Source organism: Pseudomonas sp. GW823-FHT02C05 (assembly GCF_058797595.1).
Genome location: NZ_JBXAJU010000001.1, coordinates 1,580,646 through 1,599,486 on the forward strand (window position 1 = coordinate 1,580,646; position 18,841 = coordinate 1,599,486).

The window sequence follows — 18,841 nt, forward strand, 5'->3', positions numbered from 1 at the left end:
TCAGGAGAAGCACCATGGGCGAAGTCGTCATGGCCGCCAAGGTCTGCCACGTACCATCGATGTACCTGTCCGAACTGCCGGGCAAACACCACGGCTGCCGTGAGGCGGCCATTGCCGGGCACAAGGAGATCGCCCGCCGGGCCCGGGAGCTGGGGGCCGACACCGCGGTGGTGTTCGATGTGCACTGGCTGGTCAACAGCGGGTACCACATCAACTGCGGCGAGGCGTTCAACGGCACCTACACCAGCAACGAGCTGCCGCACTTCATCAAGAACATGACCTACGACTACCAGGGCTGCCCGGAGCTGGGTGAGCTGATCGCCGCCGAGGCCAATGCCGCCGACGTGCGCACCCTGGCCCACAACATTCCCAGCCTGGAACTGGAGTACGGCACCCTGGTGCCCATGCGCTACATGCACATGGACGTGCCCGCTGCCGAGCACTTGAAGGTGGTGTCCATCGCCGCCTGGTGCGCCTGGCACCGCCTCGAAGACAGCTTCACCTTTGGCGCCGCGGTGCGCCGGGCCATCGAGAAGAGCGATCGCAAGGTCCTGGTGCTGGCGTCGGGCTCCCTCTCCCACCGTTTCTCCAACGACCGCGAGGCCGAGGCCAACATCCACAACTGGACCCGGGAATTCGACAAGCAGGTGGACCAGCGGGTGGTGGAGCTGTGGCAGCAGGGCCGCTTCCGCGAGTTCTGCGCCATGCTCCCGGACTACGCCAGCAGCTGTCATGGCGAGGGCGGAATGCACGATACGGCCATGCTCCTGGGGCTGTTGGGCGGGCCTGAATACAACCGCCCAGCGGAAATCGTCACTCCGCTGTTCGGCAGCTCCGGCACCGGCCAGATCAACGCCATCTTCCCTGTCTAGGCCCAGCTGCCCCCCTGACTCGCAAGCGGCCGGGTTCCCGCCGGCCACTTGCGAAGGAGTTCCCCATGCCGCATTTCATCGCTGAATACACCGACAACATCGAACAGGCCGCCGACCTGCCGGGGCTGTTCGAAAAGGTCCATGACTACCTGGGCGCCACTGGCGTGTTCCCCCTGGGCGGCATCCGCAGCCGCGGGGTGCGCCTGGACACCTGGCGCATGGCCGACGGCAAGCACGACTACGCCTTCGTCCACATGCGCCTGCAAGTGGGAGCCGGCCGCGACCTGGCCACACGACGCCAGGTCGCCGAAGGCCTGTTCGAGATCATCAAGGCGCACTTCGCCGAGCTTCAGGGCCAGCGCCTCTTGGCCCTGTCGTTCGAAATGAGCGAGCTGGATGCCGAGCTGAACTTCAAGCACAACAACGTGCACGAGTTCCTGCGCGGACAAGCCTGAGGGTAGCCGCCGGTAGGAACCGGCTCGCCAGCGAAGCGGCCCTCAGGCCTTGTGCCAGCCCCGGATCCGCCTTCGCCGGCAAGCCGGCTCCTGCAGGCCGGCCACCCACACAAGAACAATAACGAGATCATTGCCATGCCCCACTCAACCCTTGCCACGGCGCCGGTCGCCGAGGTCGATGACTGCTATCGCAAGATCACCTGGCGGCTGATGCCGCTGTTGTTCGTCTGCTACATCTTTGCTCACCTGGACCGCATCAACATCGGTTTCGCCAAGCTGCAGATGACCCAGGACCTGGGCTTCAGCGACAGCGTCTATGGCCTGGGTGCCGGGCTGTTCTTCGTCGCCTACGCGCTGTTCGGGGTGCCCAGCAACCTGGCCCTGGACCGGGTCGGCCCACGGCGCTGGATCGCCTTCCTGATGCTGGTCTGGGGCCTGCTGTCCAGCGCCCTGATGCTGGTGGACAGCGCCTGGGGCTTCTATGTTTTGCGCTTTCTGCTGGGGGTCGCCGAGGCCGGCTTCTTCCCCGGCATCCTAGTGCTGCTCAACCGCTGGTTCCCGGCCAGCCGCCGCGGCCAGGTCACCGCCCTGTTCGCCATCGCCGTGCCCATGGCCGGAGTCATTGGCGGCCCCCTCTCCGGGTGGATCCTGGAAAGCTTCCACGACTTCGGCGGCTTGCGCGGCTGGCAGTGGATGTTCCTCATCGAAGGCCTGCCGGTGGTGCTGCTGGGCCTGGTGGTGCTCAAGGCCCTGCCGGAAAGCATCGAACAGGTGGGCTGGCTGACCCCGGCGCAGAAGACCTGGCTGCTGCAGGCCCTGCAACAGGAAGAACAGCACAAGTCCATCACCCGTTTCAGCGGCATCCTCAGGGACCGCCACGTCTGGCTGCTGGTGTGCATCTACTTCGCGGTGATGCTGGCGGTGAACACCATCGCCTTCTGGATGCCGACCCTGATCCACCACGCCGGCATCGCCCGGGACAGCAATGTCGGCCTGCTCAGTGCCCTGCCCTACCTGGCAGGCTGCCTGTTCATGCTCGGCGTCGGCCGCTCCTCGGACCGCCTGCGCGAACGCCGCTGGCACCTGGGGGTGCCGCTGCTGATGTCCAGCCTGGGGCTGATCCTCACCGGGCTGGCCCCGGACAACCCCTGGCTGGTGATGTTCGGCCTGCTGGTGGCGGGCATGGGCGCCAGCGCCGCCTTGCCGATGTTCTGGCAGTTGCCGCCGGCCTTTCTCGCCAGCAGCACCCAGGCCGCGGGTATCGCCCTGATCAGTTCCTTCGGCAGCGTCGCCGCGTTCCTTGCCCCTTACCTGATCGGCGTGGTGCGCGACGCCACCCAAAGCGCCAGCCTGGCCCTCTACGCCCTGGCCCTGCTGATTGCCTGCGGCGCCTGGCTGGTGCTCCAGGTGCCGGCTCATATCGTCAACCCTCGGGAGAAATAACCATGCTCAGCCCCTCGGATATCCAGGAAGCCGCCGCGCGCCTCAACGCCGCCGAGCGCAGCCGTGAACAGATCGGCCAGCTGTCCCTGCAATACCCCGCTATCAGCATCGAAGATGCCTACGCCATCCAGCGCAGCTGGGTGGAACAGAAAATCCGCGACGGGCGCAAGCTGGTGGGCCACAAGATTGGCCTGACCTCACGGGCCATGCAGGTTTCCTCGAACATCACCGAGCCGGATTTCGGCGCCCTGCTGGACGACATGCTGTTCGATGAAGGCAGCGACATTCCCTTCCAGCGCTTCATCGTGCCCCGGGTCGAGGTGGAACTGGCGTTCATCCTCGGCAAGCCGCTCAAGGGGCCCCACTGCACCCTGTTCGATGTGCTGGACGCCACCGACTGGGTGATCCCGGCGCTGGAGATCATCGATGCGCGCATCCAGCAGGTGGACCCGCAGACCCAGGCCACCCGCAAGGTCTTCGACACCATCTCGGACAATGCCGCCAACGCCGGGGTGGTGATGGGTGGCCGCGCCGTGCGTCCAGGGGATGTGGATTTGCGCAAGGTGCCGGCGGTGCTCTACCGCAATGGCGTGATCGAGGAGTCCGGGGTCTCTGCCGCGGTGCTCAACCACCCGGCCAAGGGCGTGGCCTGGCTGGCCAACAAGCTCGCGGCCTATGACGTCGGCCTGGAGGCCGGGCAGATCATTCTTGGCGGCTCCTTCACTCGCCCGGTGGCCGCCCGTCCCGGAGATGTATTCCACGTGGACTACGATCAGTTGGGCAGCATCGCCTGCCGCTTTGTCTGAGGAGACGGCCATGGACATGCCACTGAACCTGTTCAAGCAACGCCTGCAACAGCGCGAACCGCAGATTGGCCTGTGGCTGGGCCTGGCGGACGGCTACTGTGCCGAGCTGGCGGCCAACGCCGGTTTCGACTGGCTGCTGCTGGACGGCGAACACGCGCCCAACGATCTGCGCAGCCTGCTGGCGCAGTTGCAGGCCATTGCCCCTTACCCAGCCCAAGGCATTATCCGCCCGCCCATTGGCGATACCGCGCTGATCAAGCAATTGCTGGACATCGGCGCCCAGACCCTGTTGATCCCCATGGTGGAAAGCGCCGAGCAGGCACGCCAGCTGGTGCGCGCCATGCGCTATCCGCCACTGGGGGTTCGTGGCGTAGGCAGTGCCCTGGCCAGGGCGTCGCGCTGGAACAGCATCGCCGGCTACCTGGATCAGGCGGACGAGCAGATGTGCCTGCTGGTGCAGATCGAGAACCTCGAAGGCCTGCGCAACCTGGATGAGATTCTCGCGGTGGACGGGGTCGACGGGGTGTTTATCGGCCCGGCGGACCTGTCGGCGGCCATGGGCCAGCGGGGCAACCCCGGGCACCCCGACGTGGTGGCCGCGATTGAAGACGCCATCGTGCGGATTCGTCGGGCGGGCAAGGCCGCAGGGATTCTCAGTGCCGATCAGCGACTGGCGCGGCGCTGCATCGAGTTGGGGGCAAATTTTGTCGCGGTGGGCGTGGATACCACCGTCCTGATGAAGGGCCTGCAGAGCCTGGCCGGCCAGTACAAAACCCTGGACGCCCCCACCAGCGAGGGTGGGGTTTACTGACGGGCGATGGCTGTAGGAGCCGGCTTGCCGGCGAAGGCGGTCTTGCGGATGCGGCAAGGCTTGAGGGCCTATTCGCTGGCAAGCCAGCTCCTACGGGGGTGCCTAGTGGTTGCTGGCCAGGCGCCAGAGGCGGGCGATGTCGGCGGCGCGTTCGCGCAGCAGGCGCGGGGCTTCGCGGCAGGCCTGTTCCAGGCTCATGGGGCCTGAGGTCAGGGCGAAGGCCGCATCCACGCCGTGGGCGTACATCTGCTGGTAGCCCTCGCCCAGGGTGCCGGCAATGACAATCACCGGAACCCCCTGCTCACGGGCGATGCGCGCCACGCCAAAGGGGGTCTTGCCGCGCAAGGTCTGGGCGTCGAAGCGACCTTCACCGGTGATCACCAGATCTGCACCGCGCACCGCCTGTTCCAGGCCCACCAGTTCCGCCACCACTTCCACCCCGGGACGAAATTGCGCGCCGAGAAACGCCTTGGCGGCAAACCCCAGGCCACCGGCCGCGCCGCTGCCGGGTTCATCACGCACATCCTTGGGCAGTACCTGGGCGCACAGGTCGGCGAAGTGTCCCAGGGCCTGGTCCAGTTGCTGCACCTGCTGCGCCGAGGCGCCTTTCTGCGGGCCGAAGATGGCTGAAGCGCCGTGCTCGCCGCACAGCGGGTTGTTGACGTCGGCGGCGATGTCGAAGCGCACCTGGGCCAGGCGCGGGTCCATGGCATCCAGTTCGATGTGGGCGAGGTCGGCCAGGGCCAGGCCGCCGCGAGGCAGTATCCGGCCCTCGCGGTCCAGCAGCTTGACCCCCAGCGCCTGCAGGGCCCCCGCGCCGCCGTCGTTGGTGGCGCTGCCGCCGATGGCCAGGATGATGCGCCGGGCACCGGCCTCCAGAGCGGCCTGGATCAGCTCCCCGGTGCCGAAGGTGCTGCTGTTGCACGCATCGCGCTGCTCCAGCGCCAGCAGTTGCAGGCCACTGGCCTCGGCCATTTCGATGATTGCCGTGTGGCTCTGGGGCAGCCAGCCCCAGCGCGCCTCCACGATCGCTCCCAGCGGCCCCTGGACCCGATTGCTGCGCAGTTGCCCGTCACAGGCGGCGAGAATCGATTCCACCGTCCCTTCGCCACCGTCGGCCATGGGGCATTGGCACAGCTCGGCGTCGGGCCACACATCCGCCAGCCCCTGGGCAATGGCCTGGGCCACGCCTTCGGCACTCAGGCTGTCCTTGAACGAGTCGGGGGCGATGATGATCTTCATGGGCTTTCTCCGGTTCTTGTGCCGCCATGCTGCCATCTGGCGCAGGCGCTGACCCCGGGCCACTGCACAAGTCCGAGGGCGCTTTATTGTTCATTGCTACAACCGCGCAACCTCGCCTAGCGTTGAAACCGCTGCCGCAGGCTGCGAACGGGCGCGTAGCGCTCGCGAAGGTCTTGGAAGCGATACAGGTTTAGCTGGAGATTGCCAGGCAAGGCCCTGCGGGCCTTTGCGCAGCCTCGCTGAAGCTCGGCAGCGGCTACAGACCCGTTAAATCCTCCTGGGCCTGTAGCCGCTGCCGCAGGCTGCGAACGGGCGCGTAGCGCTCGCGAAGGTCTTGGAAGCGATACAGGTTTGGCTGGAGATTGCCAAGCAAGGCCCTACGGGCCTTTTCGCAGCCTCGCCAAGGCTCGGCAGCGGCTACCACCCCTGTTGGATCGGGATAGGCGATGGTGGAGATCGGCGCGATAAATCAGGCCGGCTCGCTGCGGTGGGGCAGCAGCTGTACGCCAAGATAAAGAGCCAGCATGCCGTCCAGGCGCAAGGGGTCGACGCCGCTGAGCTCGGCTATCCGTTCCATGCGGTAGCGCAGGCTGTTGCGGTGGATGCCCAGGGCATCGGCGCAGGCCTGGCTCTGGCCGTCGTGGTCGCACCAGCTGCGCAGGGTCGCCAGCAACTGGCCGTTGCTGTCCTTGGCCAGGACCTTGCGCAACGGCGTCAGCAGTTCGTCCAGGGCGTCATCGTTGCGGTGGCGCCAGAGCATCACCGGCAGCCGGTAGCGGTTGAGGGTGAGCAATCGCGCGTCCGGCAGGATATCCCGGCCGTAGGCCAGCAGGTCGCCGACCCGGCGGTAGCAGCGGCGCAATCCGGCCAGGCCCTCGGCCTGCCCGCCCACCGCCACCCGCAGGATGTTCCAGCCGTGGCCGTCGAGCTTTTCCAGCAGCCGCGGATTGTCCAGGCTCAGGCTCGCCGGGCGGCACCAGAGCAGGGAACTCTTCGACGAGCTGACGCACCAGCTGTCCGGATAGCGGCTCAGCAACCAACTGCTGAGGCTATCCACGCCCTGCCCCGAGGCCGGTTCCTGGGCCAGTTCGAACAGATAGGGCGTACGCGCCAGCTGTGGCTTGAGGCCCATCTGCTGGGCTTCATCCACCAGCCGCGGTGAGTCGCCGCCGTCGCTCAGCAGCAGGGCCAGCAGGTCGTCGCAGCGCTGGCGCCGCCATTGCTGCTCGGCCTGCTGGTGGCGCTGGCCCACCAGCATCTCGGCGGTCATGCGCACCAGTTCGGCATAGGTGCGCAACTGCGCCGGGTCGCCGGTAATGCCCAGCACCCCGATCAGCCGCTGGTCATGCAGCAACGGCAGGTTGATGCCCGGCTGCACGCCCTTGAGCTGGCGCGCGGTGGGTTCGTCGATCTCCACCACCCGGCCGTTGGCCAGCACCAGTTGCGCGCCTTCGTGCCGGGTGTTGATACGCTCCGGCTCGCCGCTGCCAAGGATCAGGCCCTGGCTGTCCATGACGTTGACGTTGTAGGGCAGGATCGCCATCGTACGGTCGACGATATCCTGCGCCAGGTCATGATCCAGTTCGAACATGGGGGGATGATCCTTGACGGCTACAGCTGCGGGGACGGGCCGCGGGGTACGCGGCGTTGTTCAGTGGCACAGGGCCAGGGGCCAATCGCTGTGCGCCGGCACAAAGACAGGCCCGCGCCGGTGACCGAGACTCTCAGGGCGGTCAACGTTACCCTTGCACCGCAAAAAATCATAATAAAGAGAGACACACCATGTCACAGAGCGCCGCTGCCCCACTGGCCCAGGCTGACGACAAGAACGCCGTCTACAAGCGCATCACCCTGCGCCTGATCCCCTTCATCTTCGTCTGCTACCTGTTCAACTACCTCGACCGGGTCAACGTTGGCTTCGCCAAGTTGCAGATGCTCGATGCCCTGAAATTCAGCGAAACGGTCTACGGCCTGGGTGCCGGGATTTTCTTCATCGGCTACGTGCTGTGCGGCGTGCCGAGCAACCTGGCACTGAACCGGTTCGGCCCGCGGCGCTGGATCGCGCTGATGATGATCACCTGGGGCACCTTGTCCACCTGCCTGCTGTTCGTCACCACGCCGACCCAGTTCTACACCCTGCGCCTGTTCACCGGGGCCGCCGAAGCCGGCTTCTTCCCCGGCGTGGTGCTGTACCTCTCGCAGTGGTTCCCGACCTTCCGCCGTGGCCGGATCATGGCCCTGTTCATGTCGGCGATCCCGGTGTCCGGCCTGCTGGGCAGCCCGTTTTCCGGCTGGATCCTCAACCACTTCGCCGCCGGCCAGGGCGGCCTCGCCGGCTGGCAGTGGATGTTCCTGCTGCAGGGCATTCCTACCGTGATCCTCGGCGCCCTGGCGTTCTTCCTGCTCAGCGACAGCTTCGCCCATGCCAAGTGGCTGACCCCGACTGAACGCGCAGTGCTGGAGGCCGACCAGGCCAGCGACCTCGCCAACCAGCCCAAGACCGCCAGCGACTCCCTGGCCGCGGTGTTCAAGAACCCGGCGATCTGGGCCTTCGGCCTGATCTACTTCTGCATCCAGAGCGGGGTCTACGCGATCAACTTCTGGCTGCCGTCGATCATCAAGAACCTGGGGTTTGCCGACAACCTGGTGATCGGCTGGCTGAGCGCCATTCCCTACCTGCTGGCGGCGGTGTTCATGCTGCTGGTGGGGCGCTCGGCGGACCTGCGCAAGGAGCGCCGCTGGCACCTTGTAGTGCCGATGTTGATGGGCGCCGTGGGGCTGCTGATCGCGGTTAACTTCGCCGCCAACCCGGCCATCGCCATTCTCGGCCTGACCCTCGCCACCATGGGTGCCCTCACCGGCCTGCCGATGTTCTGGCCGGTGCCCACTGCCCTGCTCAGCGCCGGTGCAGCTGCCGGTGGCCTGGCGCTGATCAACTCCATGGGCCAGATGGCCGGTTTCCTCAGCCCCTATATCGTCGGCTGGGTCAAGGACAGCACCGGTTCCACCGACGCCGCGCTGTACCTGCTGGCCGGGGTGATTGTTGCCGGCAGCCTGCTGGCGCTGCGCATGACCCGCACCCTAAACCGCTAAGCCCCGGCACTACACAGCCCCGGCCACGACAAAAGCCCGTTCGAGCCTCGGCTCCAACGGGCTTTTTCATGGCTGGGTTCAGGCCGGTGCCCCACCTTGTCCGGCGTAGTCGTGGCTGATGCTCAACGCCCCCATCGCCGGAGCATCCAATTCCAGCACCAGGCCGCCGGGCAAGCGGACGAAGATCTGCCAGATGCCGTCTTCCGGCACCTGCGCCACTTGATGCTCCAGGCCACTGGCCTGCACCCGGCGCAACACGGCTTCGGCTGCCTCCTGGGTACTGAAGGCGATGTGGCTCAGGTGCGGCTCAGGGCAATGGGCCTGTTCGATGACGTGCACCAGCGCCGCCTCGCCCTGGTACAACCAGCGCCCGGGAAAGGGAAACGGCGGCCGCCGACCCGTTTGCAGGCCCAGCAGATCGGCGAAGGCCTGCTGCAACGCCTCGCCCTCGGCGCAGTTGAACGCCAGGTGATCGAAGCGCCAGTTCATAGCAGGCCTCCACCATCGACATCGATCAGGCTCCCGCTGATAAAGCCGTTCTCCATGGCCAGGATAAAGGCCGCCGCCACCTCATCCGGCTGGCCGACGCGGCCCACCGGCAGGTTGGCACCGGTGCGGGCGAACATCGCTTCGCGAGCGTCCTCGGGCATCCCGGCATAGGCTTCGGTGGCGGTGACCCCGGGGCTGATGACATTCACCCGGCGTGGCGCCAGCTCCTTGGCCAGGTGCTTGCCCAGCGCTTCGAGGGCGGCGTTGAGGGTGGTCTTGAGCACTTGCCCGGGGACCATTTTGCGCGACAGCAGGCCCGAGGTCAGGCTGATGCTGCCTTGCGGCGCGAGTGTCGGCAGCGCCGCCTGGACCGCGCGCCACACGCCCCAGAACTTCACCTCAAAAGCCCGCTGGGCATCCAGCAGATCGGTGTCGGCCAGGGGCTTGGCGGCAATGGCCGGACCGGCGCTGATCACCAGGTGATCGAAGGCCCCCACCCTGGCGAACAAGGCCTTGAGACTGGCGGCATCGGTAATGTCCACGGCGATGCTGCAGGCCGATTCCGGCAGCTGTGCCTGCTGGCGCTGCAAGGCCTCGAGGCTGCGCCCCGCCAGTACCACCCGAGCGCCACGGGCCGCGGCCTGGCGCGCCACCGCGGCGCCAATGCCGCTGCCGGCGCCAATCACCACCAAGGTTTGCTGGGCCAGGCTTGAGTTGGAAAGAGTCATTGCGATCACCTGCTGCGATTGAAAGTGATTGCATCTTCCCAGCTTGCCAATCGAGGAAAAATCCAGCTAAAACGCAAAGATCTTTAAAGAATTTTTATTAATGAGCTCGATACTGGACCTGGAAATCTTCGTACGCACCGCCGATGCCGGGAGCATTTCCGCCGCGGCCCGCTCCCTGGGCCTGACCGCCGCAGCCGCCAGCATCGCCCTCAAGCGCCTGGAAACCCGCCTCGGCAGCCGTCTGCTGGCGCGTTCCACCCGCAGCATGCGGCTCACCGAGGAAGGCCGCCGCTACCTGGAAAGCGTGCGCCTGGCCCTGGCCACCCTGGAGGACGGCGAGCTGGCGCTCAAGCAGCAGAGCCTGGGCCTGGCCGGGGTGCTGCAACTGTCGGCGCCCTCGGACTTCGGGCGCAATGCCCTGCTTCCCTGGCTCGATGAATTCAAGGCCGAGCACCCGCAACTGCGCCTGCAACTGCGGCTCGATGATCGCCACGCCGACCTGTTCCGCGACGCTGTGGATGTGGCCCTGCGCTTTGGCGTGCCCGAGGATTCCAGCCTGGTGGCCTTGCCGATTCTCCCCGGGCACCGGCGCATCGCCTGCGCCAGCCCGGCCTACCTGGCCCGTTGCGGGGTGCCGCAAAACCCCGAGGCGCTGGCCGGGCACAGCGCCCTGCTGTACCTGCGCAACGGCCAGCCCTATGACCGCTGGCGTTTCAGCCGCGGCAGCGAAACCCGCGAAGTCCTGGTGCGTGGCGATTACCTGTGCGACGACGGTGAGGTGGCCCGGCGCTGGGCCCTGGCCGGCCACGGCATTGTCTACAAGGCCCGGCTGGATGTGGCCGAGGACATCCGCGCCGGGCGCCTGGTGCCGCTGCTCGGCGACTGGCAAGGGGAACCGGCCCCCTTCAACTTGCTGTGCCCCCATCGCCTACAGGTTTCCCAGCGGGTGCGCCTGCTGCACAGCTTTGTGTTGCAGCGCTGCCGGGCGCTGTGCCCCTGACCCGCAGCGGCTCCGGGACGGCTGGCCGCTGCGCGGTTCGCCGGCAAGCCGGCTCCTACGGAACCTCCTTGCAGGAGCTGGCTTGCCAGCGAAGGCGACCTCACGGGCACCTATGCCGGCAAGGAGGCGCCATTCAGGCATTGCAGAGGCCCGGCGTTGTGGTATTTGATGGTCGCCCCCATGGCCGGAAACGCACTGGCCAGCCCTCTAGCACAAGGATTCCACCCATGAGCTATCGCACCCTCGGCCATTCCGGTCTCAAGGTTTCCACCCTGACCCTGGGCACCATGATGTTCGGCGAGCAGACCAGTACCGAAGACTCGCTGCGTATCATCGACAAGGCCTGGGACCAGGGGATCAACTTCATCGACACCGCCGACGTCTATACCCAGGGCCGCTCCGAGGAGATCGTCGGCGAAGCCATTGCCAGCCACCGCCATGAGTGGGTGCTGGCGTCCAAGGTCGGCTTCGGTCCGGTGGACGGCGTGCCCAACCGCAGCGGCCTGAGCCGCAAGCACATCTTCAACGGCATCGAGGCCAGCCTGACCCGCCTGGGCACCGATTACCTGGACATCTACTACCTGCACCGCGAAGACCACAACACGCCTCTGGAAGTGAGCATCTCGGCCATCGGCGACCTGTTGCGCCAGGGCAAGATCCGCTACTGGGGCCTGTCCAATTATCGTGGCTGGCGGATTGCCGAGGCGATTCGAGTCGCCGACCAGTTGGGGGTGGACCGCCCAGTGATCAGCCAGCCGCTGTACAACATCGTCAACCGCCAGGCCGAGGGCGAGCAGATCACCGCCGCCCGCGCCTATGGCCTGGGCGTGGTGCCCTACAGCCCCCTGGCCCGTGGTGTGCTCAGCGGCAAGTATGCGCCGGACGTCGCCCCGGACGCCGCCAGCCGCGCCGGGCGCCAGGACAAGCGCATCCTGGAGACCGAATGGCGGGTCGAATCCCTGCGCATCGCCCAGCAGATCCAGGAATACGCCCAGGGGCGCGGGGCCGGGATCGTCGAGTTCGCCATTGCCTGGGTACTGAACAACCAGGCGGTGAGCTCGGCCATTGTCGGCCCGCGCACTGAAGCCCAGTGGGACGCCTACACCCGGGCCCTGGAGGTGAAGATCAGCCCTGAGGACGAAGCCTTCATCGACGCGCTGGTGACCCCGGGGCACGCCTCGACACCCGGTTTCAATGATGTCGGCCATTTTGTCTCCGGACGTTTTGCGCACCTGGGCTAAACACGGACCCTGGCCGCGCAAACCCAGCGGCCATCGCAGTCCGGCCTTTCCCTGGAAGGCCGGGCCGCGCCACAAACGAGAAATTTTCCCGCCGGGGTGTCGCAAACAGAGCAAAAATCCCGGGGCAAACCCTCTATATTCCCCCTCGCTCCACTCTCCCCTTCTTTTTGTGCATCCCGAGCGTTCGGGTTCTACGAGGACTGCGTGTCTAAAGGTATTGCGTTATCGGTTCTGGCGTCGGTGCTGTTTGCCGTCATGTATTTCTACACCTCGCTGCTGGCGCCCCTGACCGGGGTGGAGATCTTCGGCTGGCGGATGTTGCTGACCCTGCCCTGCATGACCCTGTTCATGCTGCTGGCCGGTGAATGGCATCGGGTCGACGAAGTGCTGCGACGGGTACGCAGCAAGCCCGTGCTGGGCCCGGCGCTGCTGCTGTCGTCGGCGCTGGTCGGGGTGCAGCTCTGGCTGTTCATGTGGGCACCGCTCAACGGCCACAGCCTGGATGTATCCCAGGGCTATTTCCTGCTGCCGCTGACCATGGTCCTGACCGGACGCATCGTCTATGGCGAACGTCTGTCGCGGCTGCAGAAGCTGGCAGCGGTGCTGGCCTGCATCGGCGTGCTCAACGAGCTGTACCAGGTGGGCAGCTTTTCCTGGGCGACCCTGGTGGTGGCCCTGGGCTACCCGCTGTATTTCGTCTTGCGCAAGCGCCTGGGCACCGACCACCTGGGCGGCCTGTGGGTGGACATGGCCCTGCTGATGCCGGTGGCGCTGTGGGTGGTGCAGAGCGGCGAACAGGGCATTGCCGTGGTCGCGGCCCAACCCTGGCTGTACCTGCTGATTCCCGTGCTGGGGGTGATCAGTGCCTCGGCGCTGGTGTGCTACATCATTGCCAGCCGCTTGCTGGCCTTCAGCCTGTTCGGCCTGCTCAGCTATGTGGAACCGGTACTGCTGCTGTTGGTGGCGCTGCTGCTGGGGGAAAGCATCAAGGCCGGGGAATGGCTGACCTACGTGCCGATCTGGCTGGCGGTGCTGGTCCTGGTGCTCGAAGGCGTACGCCATCTGCTGCGCCAGCACCGGGGCTGAGCCCGGCTGCGGGGGTATCTCGCGTGCATCAAGGCCTGCGGTACAGGCTCAGGGCTTGATCTGCTTCAGTTCGTTGAGCAGGGCCAGCAAGGCCTGCATCTTGTCTTCGCCGAACTGCTGCTGGATCTTCTGGTAGTTGATTTCCATGTCGCCGCTCATGGATTCGAAACAGGCCTGGCCCTTGTCGGTCAGGGTGATGAACAGGCGGCGCTGGTCTTCCGGAGACTTGCGCCGGCTGACGTACTGGTCGCGCTCCAGGCGGGTCAGCACGCCGGTCATGCTCGGCGGCAGGATGCAGGCCATCTTCGCCAGCTGATGGCTCTCCAGCTCGCCGTTCTGGCGCAGGATGCGGATCACCCGCCATTGCTGCTCGGTCAGGTCGTGCTGGTTCAGCGAGGGACGGAAAAACGCCATGGCGGCCTCACGGGCCTGCAACAGGGTCAAGGTCAGGGAAGGTCTGGGTGTGTTCATCGAGGCATCGGTCAGGGGCTGGGAATCGGGGGCGAAACATTAACACATTCACAATCGCCAACCGACAGGCAAAATAAAGCCCGACCAGAAACCTCCTGATCGGGCCTTGGACTCAAGCGTGCCGGGGCTTACTCGGTGGCGAGTACGCCACGACGCACCTGGTCGCGTTCGATCGATTCGAACAGCGCCTTGAAGTTGCCCTCGCCGAAGCCATCGTCGCCCTTGCGCTGGATGAATTCGAAGAACACCGGGCCCATCAGGGTTTCCGAGAAGATCTGCAGCAGCAGGCGCTTGTCGCCGGCTTCCGAAGAACCGTCCAGCAGGATGCCCCGCGATTGCAGCTCGTTGACCGGCTCGCCGTGGTTCGGCAGGCGCCCTTCGAGCATTTCGTAGTAGGTGTCCGGTGGCGCGGTCATGAAGCGCATGCCGATCTTCTTCAGAGCGTCCCAGGTCTTGACCAGGTCGTCGGTGAGGAAGGCCACGTGCTGGATGCCCTCGCCATTGAACTGCATCAGGAACTCCTCGATCTGCCCGGCGCCCTTGGACGATTCCTCGTTCAGCGGGATGCGGATCATGCCATCCGGAGCGGTCATGGCCTTGGAAGTCAGGCCGGTGTACTCGCCCTTGATGTCGAAGTAGCGGATCTCGCGGAAGTTGAACAGCTTCTCGTAGAAGCCGGCCCAGTAGGCCATGCGCCCGCGGTACACGTTGTGGGTCAGGTGGTCGATGATCTTCAGGCCCGCGCCCTTGGGGTTGCGGTCCACGCCTTCGAGGAACACGAAGTCGATGTCGTAGATCGAGCTGCCCTCGCCGAAACGGTCGATCAGGTACAGCGGCGCGCCGCCAATGCCCTTGATCGCCGGCAGGTTCAGTTCCATCGGGCCGGTTTCAATGTGAATCGGCTGGGCGCCCAGTTCCAGGGCGCGGTTGTAGGCCTTTTGCGAATCCTTGACCCGGAACGCCATGCCGCACACCGACGGGCCGTGCTCGGCCGCGAAGTAGGAAGCGACGCTGTGGGGTTCGTTGTTGAGGATCAGGTTGATCGCACCCTGGCGATACAGATGCACGTCTTTGGAACGATGGGTCGCGACTTTGGTGAAACCCATGATCTCGAAGATCGGTTCGAGGGTGTTGGGGGTAGGCGATGCAAATTCGATGAATTCAAAGCCCATCAGGCCCATTGGGTTTTCGAAGATATCTGCCATGGTTGGCGCCTCATCATATTTTTAGAATTAACGGATCGTTAGTTGCTAGCAATGCTGAGAAGGGACGGTGGCGCACAGGAGATACCGCGCACGCTGCGGGCGAGGAAGTCACCATAGATCAGTTGAAACCCGAGAATCTTCATTTCGACCCTGTCTTACAGGCTGGGGGGCGAGGCTTCTGCTGCCAGAAGACTTTATTATTGTATGCGTAACCGGATTCTACACAGCGTAAAAGCCTTTGTCCGCATTCTCTATAAAATCGCCTTTTTTGCCCCGCCCGCAAGGGGTTTGTTGCACTGGTAGATACCGCCGAGAATCAGCGCCCCGCCCAACCCCATCACCGGGCTCAACTGTTCTCCCAGCACGAGCGCGCCGAGGATCACCGCCGTCAGCGGATTGAGGGCGATGAATACACCGCAACGGGTGGCACCAATCCGCCGCAAGCCGTCGTAATACCAGATATAGGCCAGCGCCGAACCCAGCACGCCCAGGTACAGCAGGCTCAAGCCCTGGGCCAGGTTCAGGCGAGCCACCGCCTGCAGGTCGAACTCGCCACGGATCAGGGTGGCGGCGCAGAGCATCAGGGTGCCCAGGAGGATCGAGCAGGTCACGGTTTGCAATGAGCCCAGGCTGTGGTTCAGCCCCCTGGAGAACAGCGAGTACACGCCCCAGCCCAGCACGCAGCCAAAAATCAGCAGGTCGCCTTGCCAGCTCCCGGCCTGCGCCGCCAGGGCCGAAGGGTCACGGCTGCAGATCACCAGGGCCGCGCCACAGAGGCACAGGGCAATGCCCAACAGCGTGCGCCGGCCCAGGCGCTCCTTGAACAGCGCCCAGGACGCCAGGGCAATCACTGCCGGGTTCAGGGCCACGATCAACGATGCCCGAGAAGCCTTGACTTGCTCCAGGCCGAGGAAGAAACACAGGTTGTAGAAGAAGATCCCGAAGAACCCCAATAGTGCCAGTTGGCCGAACTGCCTGAGGCTGGGCCGCACCAGGGGAATACGCGCCACGGCCATGAAGCCGAGCAAGGCCAGGCTGGCCAGCAGGAACCGCAGGCTGGCGGCCAGCAAGGGCGAGAGCCCGCCGGCCAGGTAGCGCCCGGCAACGAAGGTGCCGCCCCAGATCATGGTGACTGTCGCCAGGCGGCCATACACCGCCAGGTCCCGGTATTCGCCCGCCAGGGGGCCGCTGATATTGCTTTCACTCATGGTCAAGACGCTCTGAGGCAATGGGTTTGTACTGCACGACCATTTTTTGTCTAATGCTTGATCATCGTAAAATGAGCTTTTACTCATGACCCTGACCCAGCTGGAGATCTTTTCCCGGGTGGCCGAACTCCAGGGCTTTACCAGCGCCGCCACGCGCCTGGGCATCACCCAGTCGGCGGTGTCCCATGCCATCAAGTCACTGGAGCAGGAGCTGCAGGTGGACCTGTTTCGCCGGCACCAGGCCCAGGTCGAACTCACCGACATCGGCACCCAGTTGCTGCTGCGCGCCCGGGCCATGCTCGGCCTGGCGGCGACCCTGGCCCAGGAAGCCGCGGATGCCCGGGGCATGAAGCGCGGCACCTTGCGCATCGGCTCGTTCGGCCCCACCTCGTCGATCCGCCTCCTGCCCCGGATTCTTCACGACTACCGCCGCGAATATCCGGACATCGAAGTGCATATCGACGAAGGCCCCGATCGCCAGGTCCTGCAATGGCTGGAAGAACGACGGGTGGACCTGGGCTTCGTGGTGTTGCCCCAGGAGCGCTTCGACACCGTGCCTGTGGTCGAGGACCAGTTGCTGGCATTGATTCCAGCCAGCCACGCCCTGGCCAGTGAAGCGCAACTGCGCCTGGACCAACTGTGCCATGACCCCTTCGTGCTCACCGAAGCCGGCTCGGCGGAGCTGGTGTCACGCCTGTTCATCGGTGCCGGCCTGCGGCCCAATATCCGCTACCGCAGCACCCAACTGCTGAGCACCCTGGAAACCGTGGCCCGCGGCGATGCCTTGAGCATCGTTGCCGAGTTGTCCCTGCCCCAGGCCGCGGACCCGCGCTACACCAGCCGCCCCCTGGAGCCTGCCGTGCGCCGCCAAGTGGGGATCGCGGTGCTCGACCGACGCCAGGCGTCGCCGGCGGCCCTGGCCTTCATCCAGCACGCGCAGCGCCTTTATCGCCGGTAAAAGCCGGCTATCCTGCGATGATCAAGACAGCCGCAGAGGCCATGCCCCCCGGTGCCATCCTCCCCCTCGCCCGCCGACAGGTCCGATCCATGCCCCTGACCGCCAAAGGTCCATTGAAGCGCTCTACCCGTACCTTCTGGACATTGCTGGCCATGCTTCTTCCCATCGGGCTCGGCGCCCTCATCCTCTACGCCCAGGCCGAACGAACACTGATGCACAGCAGCCTGGAAACCGCCGAAGAGGCCATCCGCCAGTTCGACCTGATGCTCGACAACACCGACATCGCCGCCAGGGCGCTGCTGCCCCAGGTGGGCCGCGATTGTGATGAAGTCCGGCAACTGGCCCTGCGCGAACAGGTCACCCGCCGACCGTTCGTGCGCTCGACCAACCTGGTGTGGCGCAACAACAACTATTGCAGCTCCCTGCTCGGCAGTTTCGCAGTCCCGCTCAACCCCCTGGACTACGTGGACGGCCGCCTCTGGCTGATGAGCGGCAACCCTGTCACCCCCGACACGGCCCTGCTGGTCTATCGCTGGAGCGAGGGCGATCGCGCCGCCCTGGCCACCATCGACGGCTATCACCTGACCAATGCCCTGCGCCTGATCAGCCGCTTCGCCGACCTGCAATTGCAGGTCGGCGGGCATTGGCTGTCCAGCGACGGCCGTGTCCACGAGGGCAGCCCGCCACTGGCGGCCGTGGCCAGCCAGCAACTGAGCTCATCGCGCTATCCCTACAGCGTCAGCTCGGGGTTTCCCGAGGGCGACGTGTGGAACTACATGAAGAGCAAGTACCCGGCACTGTTCAGCCTGCTGGTGTTTTTCGGCGCGGCGGCGGGCGTACTTGCCCACTGGCTGCAAAAGCGCTCCGCCTCCCCCACCCACGAGCTGCAACGGGCACTGGGGGCGCAGGAGTTCATTCCGTACTTTCAGCCGGTGGTGCGCGGGGACACCCTGGCGTGGGCCGGCATCGAAGTCCTGATGCGCTGGCAGCATCCGAAAGAGGGGCTGGTGCGCCCGGACCTGTTCATCCCCTTCGCCGAGCATTCGGGGCTGATCGTGCCCATGACCCGCTCGCTGATGCAGCAGACCCAACAAGCCCTGGCGCCCCATGCCGCGCACTTTACCGACGGTTTCCATATAGGTATCAACATCACCGCCAGCCATTGCCACGACCTGCAGTTGCTGGAGGACTGCCGGGAGTTCCTCGCCGGCTTCCCCCCAGGCAAGGTGATCCTGGTGCTGGAGTTGACCGAACGCGAACTGATCGAGCCCACGGCCACCACCCACCAGCTGTTTGCCGCCCTGCACGAACTGGGTGTGATGATCGCCATCGACGACTTCGGTACCGGGCATTCCAGCCTGGGTTATCTGCGCCAGTTCAATGTGGATTATTTGAAGATCGATCAGAGTTTCGTCGCCATGATCGGTGCCGACGCACTGTCCCTGCATATACTCGACAGCATTATCGAACTCTCGGCCAAACTCGATCTGGGCATTGTCGCCGAAGGTATTGAAACTGCAGAACAGCGGGATTATCTAGCAGCTAAAGGGGTGGATTTCCTGCAAGGTTATTTATTCGGACGCCCCATGCCCAGTGCCGAATTTGTTGCAGCCCTGGCGCGCCATTAAATAGCCATACCCGAACAAAAAGTACTGGATCTAACAACTCGGGGCCTGCACAAATTTGAATCAATTGGTCAATATCGCATTTAACAAGAACAACCTGATTTACTC

General features: G+C 65.2%; 18 protein-coding genes. 11 read left to right on the forward strand and 7 right to left on the reverse strand.

The window, feature by feature from the left end:
* The first annotated feature begins 14 nt into the window (after nucleotides 1-14).
* The 5 genes from hpaD to hpaI all read left to right on the forward strand — a co-directional run bounded on the left by hpaD (nucleotide 15) and on the right by hpaI (nucleotide 4,387).
* On the forward strand, nucleotides 15-872 hold the full coding sequence (gene hpaD, locus AC1RGE_RS07115) for a 3,4-dihydroxyphenylacetate 2,3-dioxygenase (protein ID WP_041118526.1): 858 nt from the start codon (nucleotides 15-17) through the stop codon (nucleotides 870-872).
* 65 nt (nucleotides 873-937) lie between these two features.
* Entirely contained in the window at nucleotides 938-1,327 is a 390-nt protein-coding gene (locus AC1RGE_RS07120) for a 5-carboxymethyl-2-hydroxymuconate Delta-isomerase (RefSeq protein WP_011061656.1), read from the forward strand.
* A gap of 135 nt (nucleotides 1,328-1,462) precedes the next feature.
* Nucleotides 1,463-2,770: an MFS transporter gene (locus tag AC1RGE_RS07125; protein WP_011061657.1), complete on the forward strand. Its 1,308-nt coding sequence runs from the start codon at nucleotides 1,463-1,465 to the stop codon at nucleotides 2,768-2,770.
* A 2-nt stretch (nucleotides 2,771-2,772) separates the two neighbouring features.
* Entirely contained in the window at nucleotides 2,773-3,576 is an 804-nt protein-coding gene (gene hpaH, locus AC1RGE_RS07130) for a 2-oxo-hept-4-ene-1,7-dioate hydratase (RefSeq protein WP_015635875.1), read from the forward strand.
* 10 nt (nucleotides 3,577-3,586) lie between these two features.
* Nucleotides 3,587-4,387, forward strand: coding sequence for a 4-hydroxy-2-oxoheptanedioate aldolase (gene hpaI / locus AC1RGE_RS07135; protein ID WP_011061659.1), 801 nt, complete (start codon nucleotides 3,587-3,589; stop codon nucleotides 4,385-4,387).
* 102 nt (nucleotides 4,388-4,489) lie between these two features.
* On the opposite strand, the gene AC1RGE_RS07140 is transcribed toward hpaI, so the two are convergent.
* Together AC1RGE_RS07140 and AC1RGE_RS07145 are read right to left on the reverse strand one after the other, a co-directional pair.
* Nucleotides 4,490-5,629, reverse strand: a complete 1,140-nt coding sequence (locus tag AC1RGE_RS07140; protein ID WP_492583755.1) for a glycerate kinase — start codon at nucleotides 5,627-5,629, stop codon at nucleotides 4,490-4,492.
* Between the two features lie 469 nt (nucleotides 5,630-6,098).
* The gene (locus AC1RGE_RS07145) at nucleotides 6,099-7,220 is read right to left on the reverse strand and encodes a sugar diacid recognition domain-containing protein (protein ID WP_492583757.1); all 1,122 of its coding nucleotides are present in this window, start codon (nucleotides 7,218-7,220) and stop codon (nucleotides 6,099-6,101) included.
* A 191-nt stretch (nucleotides 7,221-7,411) separates the two neighbouring features.
* On the opposite strand from AC1RGE_RS07145, the gene AC1RGE_RS07150 reads away from it, so the two are divergent.
* Nucleotides 7,412-8,722, forward strand: a complete 1,311-nt coding sequence (locus AC1RGE_RS07150; protein ID WP_011061662.1) for an MFS transporter — start codon at nucleotides 7,412-7,414, stop codon at nucleotides 8,720-8,722.
* A gap of 78 nt (nucleotides 8,723-8,800) precedes the next feature.
* Here AC1RGE_RS07150 and AC1RGE_RS07155 read toward each other — a convergent pair whose 3' ends face one another.
* The gene (locus AC1RGE_RS07155) at nucleotides 8,801-9,211 is read right to left on the reverse strand and encodes a VOC family protein (RefSeq protein ID WP_492583759.1); all 411 of its coding nucleotides are present in this window, start codon (nucleotides 9,209-9,211) and stop codon (nucleotides 8,801-8,803) included.
* Nucleotides 9,208-9,939, reverse strand: a complete 732-nt coding sequence (locus AC1RGE_RS07160; protein ID WP_161466322.1) for an SDR family oxidoreductase — start codon at nucleotides 9,937-9,939, stop codon at nucleotides 9,208-9,210. The genes AC1RGE_RS07155 and AC1RGE_RS07160 overlap by 4 nt, the downstream gene beginning before the upstream one ends.
* Nucleotides 9,940-10,039: 100 nt before the next feature.
* On the opposite strand from AC1RGE_RS07160, the gene AC1RGE_RS07165 reads away from it, so the two are divergent.
* The 3 genes from AC1RGE_RS07165 (at nucleotide 10,040) to rarD (ending at nucleotide 13,266) form a co-directional block, all read left to right on the forward strand.
* Nucleotides 10,040-10,939, forward strand: coding sequence for a LysR family transcriptional regulator (locus tag AC1RGE_RS07165; RefSeq protein WP_011061665.1), 900 nt, complete (start codon nucleotides 10,040-10,042; stop codon nucleotides 10,937-10,939).
* Nucleotides 10,940-11,166: 227 nt separating this feature from the next.
* Nucleotides 11,167-12,180, forward strand: coding sequence for an aldo/keto reductase (locus AC1RGE_RS07170; protein ID WP_053158935.1), 1,014 nt, complete (start codon nucleotides 11,167-11,169; stop codon nucleotides 12,178-12,180).
* Between the two features lie 204 nt (nucleotides 12,181-12,384).
* Nucleotides 12,385-13,266, forward strand: coding sequence for an EamA family transporter RarD (gene rarD / locus AC1RGE_RS07175; protein ID WP_492583761.1), 882 nt, complete (start codon nucleotides 12,385-12,387; stop codon nucleotides 13,264-13,266).
* Between the two features lie 48 nt (nucleotides 13,267-13,314).
* Here rarD and hpaR read toward each other — a convergent pair whose 3' ends face one another.
* The 3 genes from hpaR to AC1RGE_RS07190 all read right to left on the reverse strand — a co-directional run bounded on the left by hpaR (nucleotide 13,315) and on the right by AC1RGE_RS07190 (nucleotide 16,150).
* A complete protein-coding gene (gene hpaR / locus AC1RGE_RS07180) occupies nucleotides 13,315-13,737 on the reverse strand; it encodes a homoprotocatechuate degradation operon regulator HpaR (RefSeq protein ID WP_011061668.1) in 423 nt (140 codons plus the stop codon).
* A gap of 128 nt (nucleotides 13,738-13,865) precedes the next feature.
* Nucleotides 13,866-14,942, reverse strand: a complete 1,077-nt coding sequence (gene hppD / locus AC1RGE_RS07185) for a 4-hydroxyphenylpyruvate dioxygenase (protein WP_011061669.1) — start codon at nucleotides 14,940-14,942, stop codon at nucleotides 13,866-13,868.
* 251 nt (nucleotides 14,943-15,193) lie between these two features.
* Complete coding sequence (locus AC1RGE_RS07190) at nucleotides 15,194-16,150, reverse strand: DMT family transporter (RefSeq protein WP_492583763.1); 957 nt, start codon at nucleotides 16,148-16,150, stop codon at nucleotides 15,194-15,196.
* Nucleotides 16,151-16,235: 85 nt separating this feature from the next.
* On the opposite strand from AC1RGE_RS07190, the gene AC1RGE_RS07195 reads away from it, so the two are divergent.
* Complete coding sequence (locus AC1RGE_RS07195) at nucleotides 16,236-17,108, forward strand: LysR family transcriptional regulator (RefSeq protein ID WP_011061671.1); 873 nt, start codon at nucleotides 16,236-16,238, stop codon at nucleotides 17,106-17,108.
* An 89-nt stretch (nucleotides 17,109-17,197) separates the two neighbouring features.
* Nucleotides 17,198-18,736, forward strand: a complete 1,539-nt coding sequence (locus AC1RGE_RS07200; protein ID WP_492583765.1) for an EAL domain-containing protein — start codon at nucleotides 17,198-17,200, stop codon at nucleotides 18,734-18,736.
* Nucleotides 18,737-18,841: the final 105 nt, after the last annotated feature.

Excerpts from the sequence above, each read along its gene's own strand:
- hpaD (WP_041118526.1), top strand. The coding sequence starts at position 15 with ATGGGCGAAGTCGTCATGGCCGCCAAGGTCTGCCACGTACCATCGATG.
- AC1RGE_RS07120 (WP_011061656.1), top strand. The coding sequence starts at position 938 with ATGCCGCATTTCATCGCTGAATACACCGACAACATCGAACAGGCCGCC.
- AC1RGE_RS07125 (WP_011061657.1), top strand. The coding sequence starts at position 1,463 with ATGCCCCACTCAACCCTTGCCACGGCGCCGGTCGCCGAGGTCGATGAC.
- hpaH (WP_015635875.1), top strand. The coding sequence starts at position 2,773 with ATGCTCAGCCCCTCGGATATCCAGGAAGCCGCCGCGCGCCTCAACGCC.
- hpaI (WP_011061659.1), top strand. The coding sequence starts at position 3,587 with ATGGACATGCCACTGAACCTGTTCAAGCAACGCCTGCAACAGCGCGAA.
- AC1RGE_RS07140 (WP_492583755.1), bottom strand. The coding sequence starts at position 5,629 with ATGAAGATCATCATCGCCCCCGACTCGTTCAAGGACAGCCTGAGTGCC.
- AC1RGE_RS07145 (WP_492583757.1), bottom strand. The coding sequence starts at position 7,220 with ATGTTCGAACTGGATCATGACCTGGCGCAGGATATCGTCGACCGTACG.
- AC1RGE_RS07150 (WP_011061662.1), top strand. The coding sequence starts at position 7,412 with ATGTCACAGAGCGCCGCTGCCCCACTGGCCCAGGCTGACGACAAGAAC.
- AC1RGE_RS07155 (WP_492583759.1), bottom strand. The coding sequence starts at position 9,211 with ATGAACTGGCGCTTCGATCACCTGGCGTTCAACTGCGCCGAGGGCGAG.
- AC1RGE_RS07160 (WP_161466322.1), bottom strand. The coding sequence starts at position 9,939 with ATGACTCTTTCCAACTCAAGCCTGGCCCAGCAAACCTTGGTGGTGATT.
- AC1RGE_RS07165 (WP_011061665.1), top strand. The coding sequence starts at position 10,040 with ATGAGCTCGATACTGGACCTGGAAATCTTCGTACGCACCGCCGATGCC.
- AC1RGE_RS07170 (WP_053158935.1), top strand. The coding sequence starts at position 11,167 with ATGAGCTATCGCACCCTCGGCCATTCCGGTCTCAAGGTTTCCACCCTG.
- hpaR (WP_011061668.1), bottom strand. The coding sequence starts at position 13,737 with ATGAACACACCCAGACCTTCCCTGACCTTGACCCTGTTGCAGGCCCGT.
- hppD (WP_011061669.1), bottom strand. The coding sequence starts at position 14,942 with ATGGCAGATATCTTCGAAAACCCAATGGGCCTGATGGGCTTTGAATTC.
- AC1RGE_RS07190 (WP_492583763.1), bottom strand. The coding sequence starts at position 16,150 with ATGAGTGAAAGCAATATCAGCGGCCCCCTGGCGGGCGAATACCGGGAC.
- AC1RGE_RS07195 (WP_011061671.1), top strand. The coding sequence starts at position 16,236 with ATGACCCTGACCCAGCTGGAGATCTTTTCCCGGGTGGCCGAACTCCAG.
- AC1RGE_RS07200 (WP_492583765.1), top strand. The coding sequence starts at position 17,198 with ATGCCCCTGACCGCCAAAGGTCCATTGAAGCGCTCTACCCGTACCTTC.